Raw genomic sequence first — 12,702 nt, 5'->3', positions numbered from 1 at the left:
CCGTGGGTTCTGGCGGCGCCGGAGGGAGCGCGGCCTGCTCCGAGGGTGGGCGGAGAACCGTTGCCGGTCCGCCCCGCGTCCTTGTCGGGAACGGAACCGGAACGTACAGAAGGCTCGCTCCATGCCCACACAGCACGACCGCACGGCGCCACCGACAGACGGCAGCCCGGAACGCGGCGGCACCGCCACCACGTTCGCCGTTCTCCGACGCCACCAGGGCACTCTGGCGAGCGCGACGGCACGCGTCGTCGGCCTGTCCGGACTCGCCTGGCTGCTGCTGACGGCCGCGATATTCGCGCTCGCCTGGCCCGTCTTCACGCAGATGCGGAACCAACGTCTCTATTACAAGTACCTGGAGGACCCCTACCTGCACGACGGCAGCGACCTGACGCTGGTCACCCTGTGGACGCTCCCGCTCTTCCTGCTCCTCCTCGGCATCGGCAGCGCGGCCCTGCAGACCGTGTGCTCCCGGACGGTCGCGGCGGAGACCCGAGGGGCCTCACCGGAGGACCCGTCACGTGCCGTGGTCCGCTCGCGGCGACGCGCGGTGCTCTCCGTGTACGCGCTGCGCGGGGTGATCGTGTGGTCCCTGCCGCTGGTCGCCTCGGTCGTGGCGTACCGGCTCACCGGCAGTCAGCTCGACACCCCGCTGCCCCTGGAACGCGGATCGCTGGCCTACGAGCTCGTCGATGCCTCCCCCATGGCCGCCCTGTTCGTCGCCGCGCTGCTGCGCCTCTCGCTCACCCTCGCCCCGGCCGCCGCGGCCGATGGCCTCGGCCCCCTCGCGGCCCTGCGCCGTTCCTGGTCGCTGACGTGGACGCGCGCGGGCCTGGTCCGCGTCCTCGCCTTCGCACTGCCGCTGGCCGCACTCACCGCCGGGCTCGTCCGCCTGGTGACGCAGCTCGCCCTGCCGCTGCGCCCCGCCGTGAGAACCCTCCTCGAAGACGCGACGGGCAACTTCTTCGCGGCGTACTACGCCGGGATCCTCGCGCCGGTCATCGTCGGCATCCTGGCCGCCGCGGCCGTGGTCCTCCCCCTCGCGTACACGGCCTTCGCGGCCCTCCACGAACGGCTGCGGTCGCGTGCCGAAGCACGGGGTTCGATGACGCAGTCCGGTTGAGGGGCCGGGCCGGGCGCCTGTCAGACCGCCGACCTGCCCTCCACCGCACGCCGCCGCAGCGACGGCGCAGTGAGTGCGGGCGGGGTCCAGACGCCGTCCGGGGGATAGATGTCGGTGCCGGGCGGGACGATCTCGTCGAGGCGGTCGAGGGTTGCGTCGTCCAGGGTCACGGATGCGCCCTTGAGCGTGGCGCGCAGTTGCTCCATCGTGCGCGGGCCGATGATCACCGATGTGACGGCCGGGTGCGCGAGCGGGAAAGCGATCGCCAACTCCGGCAGCGTGCAGCCCAGTTCCTCCGCCACGGCGACGAGCTCTTCAACGGCTTCCAGCTTCGCGGCGGTGCGTGGGGCCGAAGGGTCGAAGCGGTCCGGGTGCAGGGTGGGACGGCCGCTGCTCAGGTCGAGGTCCTGGCCCTTGCGGAAGCGCCCGGTCAGGAAGCCGGAGGCCAGCGGGGACCACGTCAGCACCCCCATGCCGAGGCGCTGGGCGACCGGCAGCACGTGCTTCTCGATGCCTCGGGCGAGCAGCGAGTACGGCGGCTGCTCGGTGCGGAACCGCTGGAGGCCGCGCCGGTCGGCCACGTGGTGCGCCTCGACGATCTCGTCGGCCGGGAACGTGGAGCAGCCGAACGCCCTGATCTTGCCCTGGCGCACCAGGTCGGTCAGGGCGGAGAGCGTCTCCTCGACGTCGGTCGTGTGGTCCGGCCGGTGCACCTGGTACAGGTCGATCCAGTCGGTGCCGAGGCGCCGCAGGCTCTCCTCGACCTCCTTGACGATCCAACGCCGCGAATTGCCGCCGCGGTTGGGGCCTTCGCCCATCGGGAAGTGGAACTTGGTCGCGAGCACGACGTCGTCGCGGCGGCCCTTCAGCGCCTTGCCGACGATCGTCTCCGACTCCCCCGCCGAGTACATGTCGGCGGTGTCGACGAAGTTGATCCCCTCGTCCAACGCGGCGTGGATGATGCGGGCGCAGTCGTCGTGGTCGCCGTTGCCGACATGGCCGAACATCATGGTGCCGAGGCAGTAGGGGCTGACCTCCATGCCGGTTCCGCCCAGAATGCGGTAGCGCATGCGACTCTCCTTGGAATTCGCCCACTTGGACGACGTGACCTTACGAGGTGGAGTGCGCTCCAGGGCAAGGGGAGACGCAGGTCACGTTCCGCCGTGTCACAGGGCGCCGGGCTGTCTCGTCTCGGGGGTGTAGCGACGGACGAACCCGAAGGAGCACCCCATGGACGCACGACTGAACTACATGGCCCAGCCCAACGCCGCCAAGGCGATCAAGCACTTCATCTCGGGGGCCAGGACGCTGCAGGAGTCGACCCTGCCGTCGGCGACGAAGGAGCTGGTGGCGCTCCGCGTCAGCCAGATCAACGGCTGCTCGGGCTGCATCGACATGCACACCAAGGAGGCCGCCCACGCGGGCGAGACCCCGTTGCGGCTGCACCTGGTGGCCGCGTGGCGGGAGGCGACGGTCTTCACCGAGGCCGAGCGTGCCGCGCTCGAACTGGCCGAGGAGGGCACCCGGGTCGCGGACGCGGCAGGCGGGGTCGACGACGCGGTGTGGGAGCGGGCCGCCAAGCACTACGACGAGGAGCAGCTCACCGCGCTGGTGGTCCACGTCGCGTTCATGAATATGGTGAACCGGCTCAACATCATCACTCGGCAGCCTGCGGGCGATTACGAGCCGGGGCAGATCCACTGATCGAGCGGGACATCGAGGACCGGGGGGCCATGTGAGCAAGGTCGAGGAGTTCGAGGAGCTGCGGCCGCTGCTGTTCTCCATCGCCTATCGGATTCTGGGGGGTGTGGGCGAGGCGGAGGACGCGGTGCAGGAGACATGGCTGCGCTACGACGCCTCGACGGCCTCGCCCACGTCGACCAAGGCCTATCTGTCCGCCGCGGTCACCCGGATCTCGATCGACGTGCTGCGTTCGGCGCGGGTGCGGCGGGAGCAGTACGTGGGGCCGTGGTTCCCCGAGCCGCTGCTCAACGACCCGTACCAGGATCCGGCGCGGTCGGTGGAGCTGGCCGAGTCGGTGTCGATGGCGGCTCTCGTCCTGCTGGAGCGGCTCAGTCCGCTGGAGCGGGCCGTGTTCGTGCTGCGGGACGTGTTCGGCTTCGAGTTCGAGGAGGTCGCCTCGGCGGTGGAGCGGTCGGAGGCGGCCTGCCGACAGCTCCTCGTGCGGGCGCGGCGGCACATGCAGGCCGGGCAGCCCCGGTTCGAGGCGGTCCGCAAGGAGCGGGAAGAGCTGGCGTCGCGCTTCTTCGCCGCGCTCAGCGAGGGCAACGTGGCCGGGCTGCAGGAACTGCTCGCCGCCGAGGTGTCGATGATCGGCGACAGCGGCGGCAACGGCCCGCAGCTGACCAAACCCCTCACGGGCGTGGACAGGGTGACCCGGGTGCTGGCGATGGCCTACCCGCGGATGGCCGAGATCGGCGTGACCTACGAGACGTACGAGATCAACAGCCGTCCCGGCGCGGTCTTCCGCGACCGCGACGGCAAGGTCATCCATACGCTGGGGCTGGACGTGGCCGACGGCCGGATCCGGATGATCCGCCTCGTGGTCAACCCCGACAAGCTGCGGCACCTGGGCCCGACGGCGGACATCTGGGCCATCGACCGCGCGACGCGGCATCCGCACCGGCTCCCGGACTAGCCGGACCGGTCAGCCCGTGCCGAGGTCCGCCAGCATCTCCCGCTGGTGGCGGTGCCCCACCGTCTCGTAACCGATCACGGTGACGAACGGGGCGAGCATCACCACGAGCAGGCACACCGCGATCGCGACACCGGCGAGGGACAGGAGGACCGCCGCGGCGAGCACCACGAGGGTGAGGGAGATCAGCAGCAGGTGGAAGCGGTCCGCCGCGGACAGCAGCAGTGTGTGCAGCAGGTAGACCATCAGCAGGTAGAGGCCGACGGGCAGGGCCAGGGCGAGCACGACGGCGGCCTCGCCGATCTTCGCGTGGTGCTCCAGTTGCAGGCCCGCCACGTGCAGCCCGGCACCCGCCCCCGCGATGCCGATGAAGAGCGGGATGTGTCCATAGCCGAAGAGGTATCCGCGGCGACGGCGGTGGACCAGGATGTCGCCGAAGGGCGTGGCGAAGTACACCCACCACATGCCGAAGGTCAGCCCGACACCGGCGACGACGACGGCGATCGCGTTCCCGGTCCAGGATGTCCCGTCCGCGCCGCCGAGGAGGCCGCCGGACGAGGCGACGGTGCCGACGACTCCCTCGCCGAGCGTGATGATGGCGAACAGGCCGTACCGCTCCGCGACGTGGTGCGGGTGCCAGGGCGTGCCGCCCGCACCGCCCTGGGTGAGGACGGGCAGCACCAGTTCCAGGACCGCGAGCACGACGAAGGCGGGGAACAGGACGGCGAGCGGCAGGTGCACGAACCCGACCACGACCCAGCCGACCTGGGCGATCACGGTCCACCGGATGTTCGCCATCCCCACGTCGTGGAAGGCGGGGGAACTCCGGGCCGCTCGCCACCACTGCAGCACCATCGCGATCCGCATCACCACGTATCCGATGACCATCGCGCGCAGTTCGAGGTGGCCGCCCTCGTCGAGGGAGTGGAACATCGCGGGCAGGCCGAGCGAGAAGATGACGACGCCGATCATCTGCACCATCGTCAGCGCCCGGTACAGCCAGTCGTCGGTGCCGAACGCGGAGGCGAACCAGCTGAAGCTGATCCAGGCGACGCTGATCGCGAACATCGCCAGGGCGAACGCGGTGATCGCCTGCACGGCGTGGCCCTCGGCGAGCATCTCGGCGAACCGGGAGGACGCGGTGCCCACCGCGACCACGAAGGTCAGGTCGAACAGCAGCTCCAGCGGCGTGGACACCCGGCCGTGCTCCTCCGGGTCGCGACCGCTCATCGGCGTCAGTCGGTGCGCGAGGCCGCTCCTCCGGGCCGCGCGTGCGGAGTCGCTCATGAACAGCATGATGACGCAGGACGGACGCGTCCGCAGTTCCGTGCCGAGGCCGGCTCCGGCGCTCTCAGGTGCGGGCGGCCGGATCCGGCGGGACCGGCAGTCGGCCCGCGAAGCGGCGCACCGCGTAGGTGAAGGCGTCCGGCTCGTCGAAGTTCGCGAGGTGGCGCGCCCCGGGGATCAGTTCGATGCGGGCCTGCGGATGGGCGCGGGCGAAATCCGCCGCGCCGGACCGGAAGACGGTGTCCTTCTCGCCGTTCAGGATGAGGACGGGCGCCGCCACGTGCCGCATCGCGCTCGCGTCGAAGCGGCCGATGACCTCGCCCCAGGCGTCCGGCAGGGTGTGGAACGCGTAGCCGGAGCGGATGGTGGCCGCCACCACCTCCGGCGGATAGAGCCGCCGGAGCGCGCGGTCGTTCATCCGCGCAAGCCGGTCGGCGGGCAGCCGGGGGACGAGGCGGGCGATCCACCGGTACGGCGTGGCCCACGCGCCCCGGGTCGAGGCGCTGGCCCCCGCGAGGACGAGCCCACGGAGCCGGTCCGGGTGGTGGCGGGCGAACTCCAGCGCGGCGTATCCGCCGAGGGAGTGGCCCACGACCAGGGCCGGTCCGCGGTCGAGCGAGTCCACCGCGGACCTGATGATCTCCGTCGCCGCGGCGAGGCTCCAGGGCTGCGCGGAGCGGGCCCCGTGGCCGGGCAGGTCGACCGCGGCGACGGCGAAGTCGCCCTGGAGCGCGGCGAGTTGGGGGCTCCACTGGCCCGCGTTGAAGCGGGTGCCGTGCACGAAGACGATGGGTGGAGCGGCGATGGGCGGTGCGCTGGTCGCGTCCGCCACGCCCGTCACATCCACCCCGTCAACCGTCGTGTCCTCAGCCAACGTGGGTTCCCCCCTCCCCAAGCTCCCCAGGACCAGCGGTCAGCCGCGAGCGTCCTCGTCGCGAGCCGCGCGCTTCTCGGCCTGCTCCGCCTGCTTCTCCTTGATGCGGACCGCGTCCTTGCGCACGTCGGCCTGCGTGGCGCGCTCCTGGCGCAGCCAGCCGGGCTGCTCCTCCTTCAGCGCGTCGATCTGCTCCGTGGTGAGCGCCTCGGTCACTCCGCCGCGCGCGAGGCCCGCGATGGAGACGCCGAGCTTGGCCGCGACGACGGGGCGGGGGTGCGGGCCGTTGCGGCGCAGCTCCTGGAGCCACTCGGGCGGATCGGCCTGCAGCGCGTTGAGCTCGCTGCGCGAGACGACGCCCTCCTGGAACTCGGCGGGCGTGGCCTGGAGGTACACACCCAGCTTCTTCGCCGCGGTCGCGGGCTTCATGGTCTGGGTGGTCTGGTGCGACGTCATGGGTCAAGGGTATCGAGCGTGTGCGCTACTCCCGACCACGCCGGGTAGCCTGGCGAGGTGACAGGCTCGGAAGTATCCCCTTCGTTCCGGCTCGCCTACGTCCCGGGGGTGACGCCCGCCAAATGGGTGCGTATCTGGAACGAGCGGCTGCCCGACGTCCCGCTGGCCCTCCTCCCCGTGGCCGCGGCCGACGCGCCCGACGTGCTGCGCACGGGTGACGCCGACGCCGGATTCGTACGGCTGCCGATCGACCGTACGGACCTCAGCGCGATCCCTCTCTACACCGAGACGACGGTCGTCGTGATCCCCAAGGACCACGTCGTGGCCGCGGTCGACGAGGTGTCCCTCGATGATCTCGCCGACGAGGTCGTGTTCCACCCGATGGACGACGCGCTGGAGTGGGAGCGGCGGCCCGGACAGCCCGCGTACGAGCGTCCCGCGACGACCGAGGACGCGGTCGAGCTGGTCGCGGCGGGGGTGGGCCTCGTCGTCGTACCGCAGTCGCTCGCCCGTCTGTACCACCGCAAGGACCTCACCTACCGCCCGGTGACGGACGCGCCCGAGTCGCGCGTGGCCCTGTCGTGGCCGGAGGCCGGGACCACGGATCTGGTCGAGGACTTCATCGGCATCGTCCGCGGCCGGACGGTCAACAGCTCCCGGGGCCGCGCCCAGACCCCGCCCAAGGGCAGCGGAAAAGGCGAGGACAAGGACGTGGCCAGGGCGAAGGCGGCGGCCCAGGCCAAGCGGAAGCCTGCCGCGTCCGGCAAGGGCGGCGCCAGGTCGTCCGGGAAGCCGACAGGTGCGGGGCGAGCGGCGGGCAAGGGCGGCCGTGGTTCCGCCGCCGCTGCCAAGCGCGGCAAGCCCCGCCGCCGCTCGTAGCCCGGCCGCTCCCCCGCGACACCTGGGCCCCGCAGGAGGCGGCACCCCTCACCCCTCCGACGCCCCCGGCACCACCAGCCCCGACTCGTACGCGGCCACCACCGCCTGCGTCCGGTCCCGCAGGCCCAGCTTGGCGAGGATGCGGCTCACGTGGGTCTTCACGGTCTCCTCGCCGACGTGCAGGCGTGCCGCGATCTCCGGGTTGGAGAGGCCTTCCGCGACGAGTCCCAGGACCTCGGTCTCGCGCGGGGTCAGGGAGTCCAGGCGCGGTGCGGGCCTGCCCGTGCGGGTGGGGCGGATGCGGGCGAACTCGGCGATGAGGCGTCGGGTGACCGTCGGCGCGAGCAGGCCCTCGCCCGCCGCGACCACGCGGACCGCGTCGAAGAGGTGCTCCGCGGTGACGTCCTTGAGCAGGAATCCCGCCGCCCCGGCGCCCAGCGCGTCGTACACGTGCTCGTCGAGGTCGAAGGTGGTGAGGATGAGGACGCGGGTGTCCGTCCCCGCCAGCCGTCCGGTCGCCTCGATGCCGTCCATCACCGGCATCCGTACGTCCATCAGGACCAGATCGGGCCGCAGCTCCCGGCAGAGGCGGACTGCCACCGCGCCGTCCGCCGCCGTGCCGACGACGGTGAAATCGGGCTGCGTGGCGAGCAGCCCGGCGTAGCCGACGCGCACGACCTCGTGGTCGTCGGCGATGACGATGCGCAAGGGCTCGGGGCCGAGCGGGGGGCTGCTCATGCGGCCTGCTCCCGGGGTTCCTGGGACGGAACGGGGAACGTCGCCTCGATCAGGAAACCGCCCCCTCGCGCGGGACCCGCCCGCAGCGTGCCACCTGCCATCGTGGCGCGTTCGCGCATGCCGAGCAGTCCATGGCCGTCGCCGTGGTCCGCCGAGGAGTGCGGGCTCGGGCCGTTGTCGCGCACGCGCAGGCGCAACACCCCGGAGGCGTAACGGAGTTCGACGTCGATGGCGGCCCCGGGCGCGTGTCGGCGGGCGTTGGTGAGGGCCTCCTGGACGATGCGGTAGGCGGTGAGTTCGACGCCCGCGTCCAGGGGCCGTACCGGGCCCTCGACGATCAGTCGCAGCGCGCCGCCCGACGCGTCCCTCGCCTCGTCGACGAGCTCCCCGAGTTGGTCGATGCCCGGCTGCGGGCGGCGTTCCGGGGCGGCGGCCGCCGGGCCCGCGTCCTCGCGCAGCACGCCGAGCAGGCGGCGCATCTCGGTGAGGGCGGTGCGCGCGGTGTCGCCGATGGCCAGGAAGCGCTCGGCTCCCGCGGCGGGCAGGCCGGGGGTGGTGAGCCGGGCCGTCTCGGCCTGGACGGCGATCATCGAGATGTGGTGAGCGACCACGTCGTGCAACTCCCGGGCGATCCTGGCCCGTTCGCCGCGGGCCGCGTGGGCGAGCAGGGTGTCGGCGATGGCCCGTTCGGTGGCGTCGTGGGCGAGCGCCGTGTCCCTGGCCCGGCGGGCGAGCCCGGTGCCCGCCGCCACGGCGGCGCCCGCGGCGACCAGCACGGCGAGGAAGCCTGCCCCCGTGATCGCGTAACCGACGAAGGGCAGCGGCAGCAGCACGGCGAGAACCTTCGGGCCGTGCAGGCCCGCCCGGTGGAGGGCGAGGAGGACAGCGGCCAGTCCGGCAGCCGTCAGGACGTGGAACGGGGTGAGCGCGAGGAGCCCCGCCGCGCCCGCGGTCGATGCCGCCGCCCCCACCACCCGGCCCCCGGCCGCCCGTCCCCCGGCCGACGGGCGCCGCGGCCCGGCGAGGACCGCCACCGGCGCCGTGGCCGCCATGGCGAGGGAGAGCGCGAGCGGGAGCGGGACCCGGCCGTCCGCGCGCAGCAGCACCTCGCCCGCGGCGGCGAGCCCGAGGAGCGCCGCGGCCACCACCGGAGCCTCGGGCGGGCCCACGGGCGGCCTGATCCACCTTCCCCGTACGCCAGTTGACGACTTCACGGAGTCATTGTCACCGGCGGCGGGCACGGTGGAGTCCCTCGTGTGAGGGATACGAAGACGCTCCGGCGCGTGACGACCCGCGCCCTCGGCGTCCCTAGCCTCGCTTCGTACGGATGGCATTGGCATCGAGGGAAGGAGCAGGGGCGCATGAAGGCGACCATCGAAGTACGGGAGCTGCGCAAGCGGTTCGGGGCGGTCACCGCGGTGGACGGGCTCTCCTTCCGGGTGGAGCCGGGACAGGTGACCGGGTTCGTGGGGCCGAACGGCGCGGGGAAGTCGACGACGCTGCGGATCCTGCTCGGCCTGGACTCCGCGGACGAGGGCGCCGCGCTGATCGGGGGGCGTCCCTACGCCGCGCTGCGCGCCCCGCTCCTCGAAGTCGGCGCGCTGCTCGACGCGGGCGCCGTGCACCCGAGCAGGCGGGGCCGCGACCATCTGCTGTGGATGGCGCACTCGCACCGGATCCCGGTGCGGCGGGTGGACGAGGTGCTGGAGCTCGCGGGGCTCGGCGGGGTCGCGCGGCGGCGGGTCGGCGGCTACTCGCTGGGCATGCGGCAGCGGCTCGGTATCGCGGCGGCGCTGCTCGGCGATCCGCCGGTGCTGCTCTTCGACGAGCCCGTCAACGGCCTGGATCCGGAGGGCATCCGGTGGATCCGCACGTTTCTGAAGGTGCTGGCCGCCGAGCGGCGGGCGGTGCTCGTCTCCAGTCACCTCATGAGCGAACTGGAGGACACCGCCGACCACTTGATCGTCATCGGCCGGGGCCGGGTGATCGCCGACACGAGCGTACGGGAGCTGCTCGACGCCGCGTCGGGCGACCGGGTGGAGGTGCGCACCGACGAACGGACCCGGGCGATGACGGTCCTCGCGGCGGCGGGCGCGAGCGTCGCGGCCACCGGCCGGGACGTCCTCGCCGTGTCGCGGCTCGAAGCGGGGCGCGTCGTGGCGCTGCTCGGCGAGGCGGGCGTTTCGTTCTCGGGTGTCGCCGCGCACCGGGCGACGCTGGAGGAGGCGTACATGGAACTCACCAGGAATGCGGTGCAGTTCGCGGCGGACGCGCCACCGCAGCCCTCCGCCGCGCCCGTCCGCTCCTTCGAGGAAGGTGCGCGATGACCATCGTCACGTCACGCCGTCCCGGAGCCCGTCCCGTCGGCCGCGCCGGGCGCGACGGATTCCCGCAGCTGCTGCACGCCGAGTGGACCAAGTGGCGCACGGTGCGCCGCTGGGGGGTCACGCTGCTCGGCGCGGTCCTGGTGACCGTCCTGGTCTCCCTGTTCTCCGCGCTCAGTTCGACGGCCGAGACCGCGCGCGGCGGCGGCCCGCCCGGTCCCACCGGCGCCGAAGGACAGCCCGTGCGGGACGCCTTCTCCTTCGCCCACCGCACGCTCACCGGCGACGGCAGCATCACGGCCCGCGTGTCCGTGCCTGCCGCCACGGGGTCCGGCGCGACGCCGGAGTGGGCCAAGGCCGGGGTGATGGTCAAGGAGAGCACCCGGCCGGGGGCGGACTACGCCGCCCTCATGCTCACCGCGCGCCACGGAGTGCGTCTGCAGAGCGGGTTCACCCGCGACGTGGCGGGCTCGCACGCCTCGCCCGGCGACTCCCGGCTGCTGCGCCTGACCCGCAAGGGCGCGGCCGTCACCGGATACGAGTCCACGGACGGCAGCGGCTGGAAGAAGGTCGGCACGGTCGACCTGGACGGCCCGGACAGCACCGGGCCCGCCCCGGACGCGGTGGCGGTCGGCTTCTTCGTGGCCTCCCCCGACATCCAGTCGCGTGAGCGGGAGTTCGGCAGCGCGTCCATCGACCAGCGCCCCTCGGCGTCGACGGCACGCTTCGAGCAGGTGCGGCTCGACGGGCGTGCGGCCCCCGCGGCCTGGCAGCACACGGACATCGGCGGGGACCGGGCGCGCGGCCCGGGCGAGCTGCGGAGCACAGAGAACACCGAAGGCAGCGCGAGCTCCTTCACGCTCAGCGGCTCCGGCGACATCGGCCCCGCGCCGCCGCCCAACGACCTGGCCGTGATGGTCCTGGACGGCGCCCAGTTGGGCCTCGTCCTGATCGCCGCGCTCGGCGTGCTCTTCGTCACCGCGGAGTACCGCCGTGGCATGATCCGCACCACCTTTGTGCTCAGCCCGCGGCGCGGCCGGGTCCTCGTCGCCAAGGCCGTGGTGATCGGCGCGGTGTCGTTCGCCGCGGGGCTCGTCGCGGCGTTCACCGCGTACCTGCTCAGTGCGCCCCTGCTGCGCGGCGACAACAAGCCGCCGATCTTCGGCGACATCTCCCTCGGCGACGGCCCGATGCTGCGCGCCGTCATCGGCACCGCCGCCGTGCTCGCCCTGATCTCCGTGCTCGCCCTGGGCCTCGGTGCGCTGCTGCGCAGCACGGCGGCCGCGATCACCGTCGTCGTGGTCGTGTTCGTACTGCCGCTGGTCCTGCTCAGCACGCTGCCGCTTGGCCTCGCCCACGCGGTGCAACGCCTCACGCCCGTCGCCGGGTTCGCGATCCAGAACACCCTGCCGCGCTACGACCAGGTGGCGACCGTCTGCCTGCCGGAGGAGGGCTGCTACCCGCAGGGCCCCTGGACCGGCCTCGCGGCCCTCGCCGCCTACGCCGTCGTGGTGCTCGGCGCCGCGGTGTGGCGGCTGCGGAGGCGGGACGCGTGACATCCGGGACGGAACGCGTGCGCGGCGGCCGGGACCTCGGGACCCTGCACGCCGAGTGGACCAAGCTCCGTACGCTGCCCAGCACCTGGTGGCTGCTGCTCGCCACGGTGGTGCTGACCGTCGCGGCGGGCGTCCTCACCACGGCCTCGCTCTCCACCGGGGACTGTCCGGTGCCCGCCGAGTGCCACGAGGACACGGTCGGGCTCAGCCTGACGGGGGTGTGGGTGGGGCAGGGCGCCGTCGTCGTCCTCGCGGTCCTCGCGATGAGCGGCGAGTACGGCACGGGGACCATCCGTACGACGCTGGCGGCGGAGCCGAGGCGGGTGCGGGTGCTGGCCGCCAAGGCGGTGGTGGTGGGTGCGCTGACCGTGGGGGCGGGCGCCTTCGCGGCGTACGGATCGCTCCTCGCGGGGCGTGCGCTCCTTGCCGCCGACGGGTTCGCGGTGCCGGGTCTGATGGAGGGGCCGACGCTGCGGGCGGCCCTGGGGTCGGTCCTCTATCTGGCGCTCGCCGCCCTCGTCGGCCTCGGCACGGCCGCCGCCCTGCGTGACACGGCGGCCGCGGCCACCACGGCCCTGACCCTGTTCTACGGCCTGCCGGTGCTGGCCGGGCTGCTCGCCGACCCCGACTGGCGGGAGCGGGCCGAGGAGCTGACCCCGTCGACGGCCGGGCTCGCGATCCGGGCGACCGTCGGCCTCGATCGGCTGCCGATCGGGCCGTGGGCGGGGATCGGGGTGCTCGGCGGCTATGCGGCGGGGGCGTTGCTGGCGGGCGCGCTCGTCCTGCGGGCGCGGGACGTGTGAGCCCCCGGA

General features: G+C 73.2%; 13 protein-coding genes. 7 read left to right on the top strand and 6 right to left on the bottom strand.

Translation table 11 applies throughout. From position 1 onward, the window contains the following. Nucleotides 1-121 precede the first annotated feature (121 nt). Entirely contained in the window at nt 122-1,120 is a 999-nt protein-coding gene (locus tag ABZV77_RS20385) for a hypothetical protein (protein WP_356258495.1), read from the top strand. 20 nt (nt 1,121-1,140) lie between these two features. Here ABZV77_RS20385 and ABZV77_RS20380 read toward each other — a convergent pair whose 3' ends face one another. Then, nucleotides 1,141-2,190 (bottom strand): aldo/keto reductase, encoded by a 1,050-nt coding sequence (locus ABZV77_RS20380; protein WP_356258493.1) that lies wholly within the window; start codon nt 2,188-2,190, stop codon nt 1,141-1,143. A gap of 160 nt (nt 2,191-2,350) precedes the next feature. On the opposite strand from ABZV77_RS20380, the gene ABZV77_RS20375 reads away from it, so the two are divergent. Then, nucleotides 2,351-2,824, top strand: a complete 474-nt coding sequence (locus tag ABZV77_RS20375; protein ID WP_356258490.1) for a carboxymuconolactone decarboxylase family protein — start codon at nt 2,351-2,353, stop codon at nt 2,822-2,824. Between the two features lie 31 nt (nt 2,825-2,855). Next, nucleotides 2,856-3,779 (top strand): RNA polymerase sigma-70 factor, encoded by a 924-nt coding sequence (locus tag ABZV77_RS20370; RefSeq protein WP_356258487.1) that lies wholly within the window; start codon nt 2,856-2,858, stop codon nt 3,777-3,779. A gap of 9 nt (nt 3,780-3,788) precedes the next feature. Here the strand turns inward: ABZV77_RS20370 and ABZV77_RS20365 are convergent, their stop codons facing one another. The 3 genes from ABZV77_RS20365 to ABZV77_RS20355 all read right to left on the bottom strand — a co-directional run bounded on the left by ABZV77_RS20365 (nt 3,789) and on the right by ABZV77_RS20355 (nt 6,393). After that, a complete protein-coding gene (locus ABZV77_RS20365; protein WP_356258485.1) occupies nt 3,789-5,063 on the bottom strand; it encodes a low temperature requirement protein A in 1,275 nt (424 codons plus the stop codon). A gap of 64 nt (nt 5,064-5,127) precedes the next feature. Continuing rightward, on the bottom strand, nt 5,128-5,868 hold the full coding sequence (locus ABZV77_RS20360) for an alpha/beta fold hydrolase (RefSeq protein ID WP_356259009.1): 741 nt from the start codon (nt 5,866-5,868) through the stop codon (nt 5,128-5,130). Nucleotides 5,869-5,976: 108 nt separating this feature from the next. Next, on the bottom strand, nt 5,977-6,393 hold the full coding sequence (locus tag ABZV77_RS20355; RefSeq protein ID WP_356258482.1) for a DUF5997 family protein: 417 nt from the start codon (nt 6,391-6,393) through the stop codon (nt 5,977-5,979). Nucleotides 6,394-6,450: 57 nt separating this feature from the next. Here ABZV77_RS20355 and ABZV77_RS20350 point away from each other — a divergent pair, with 57 nt between their 5' ends. Continuing rightward, complete coding sequence (locus ABZV77_RS20350; RefSeq protein ID WP_356258480.1) at nt 6,451-7,272, top strand: LysR substrate-binding domain-containing protein; 822 nt, start codon at nt 6,451-6,453, stop codon at nt 7,270-7,272. 48 nt (nt 7,273-7,320) lie between these two features. Here ABZV77_RS20350 and ABZV77_RS20345 read toward each other — a convergent pair whose 3' ends face one another. Together ABZV77_RS20345 and ABZV77_RS20340 are read right to left on the bottom strand one after the other, a co-directional pair. Beyond that, a complete protein-coding gene (locus tag ABZV77_RS20345) occupies nt 7,321-8,010 on the bottom strand; it encodes a response regulator transcription factor (protein ID WP_356258478.1) in 690 nt (229 codons plus the stop codon). Continuing rightward, on the bottom strand, nt 8,007-9,224 hold the full coding sequence (locus tag ABZV77_RS20340) for a sensor histidine kinase (RefSeq protein ID WP_356258476.1): 1,218 nt from the start codon (nt 9,222-9,224) through the stop codon (nt 8,007-8,009). The genes ABZV77_RS20345 and ABZV77_RS20340 overlap by 4 nt, the downstream gene beginning before the upstream one ends. A 147-nt stretch (nt 9,225-9,371) precedes the next feature. On the opposite strand from ABZV77_RS20340, the gene ABZV77_RS20335 reads away from it, so the two are divergent. From ABZV77_RS20335 to ABZV77_RS20325, 3 genes are read left to right on the top strand one after another with little or no spacing between them, the layout of a single operon-like run. Further along, the gene (locus ABZV77_RS20335) at nt 9,372-10,337 is read left to right on the top strand and encodes an ATP-binding cassette domain-containing protein (protein ID WP_356258474.1); all 966 of its coding nucleotides are present in this window, start codon (nt 9,372-9,374) and stop codon (nt 10,335-10,337) included. Next, complete coding sequence (locus tag ABZV77_RS20330; protein ID WP_356258471.1) at nt 10,334-11,890, top strand: ABC transporter permease subunit; 1,557 nt, start codon at nt 10,334-10,336, stop codon at nt 11,888-11,890. The genes ABZV77_RS20335 and ABZV77_RS20330 overlap by 4 nt, the downstream gene beginning before the upstream one ends. Next, nucleotides 11,887-12,693: an ABC transporter permease gene (locus ABZV77_RS20325; RefSeq protein ID WP_356258469.1), complete on the top strand. Its 807-nt coding sequence runs from the start codon at nt 11,887-11,889 to the stop codon at nt 12,691-12,693. The genes ABZV77_RS20330 and ABZV77_RS20325 overlap by 4 nt, the downstream gene beginning before the upstream one ends. The last annotated feature ends 9 nt before the right edge of the window (nt 12,694-12,702 follow it).

Origin of the sequence: Streptomyces sp. NPDC004732, assembly GCF_040609235.1 — a bacterium.
Taxonomy (GTDB): Bacteria; Actinomycetota; Actinomycetes; order Streptomycetales; family Streptomycetaceae; genus Streptomyces.
This window is presented reverse-complemented; position numbering and strand designations above follow the sequence as displayed.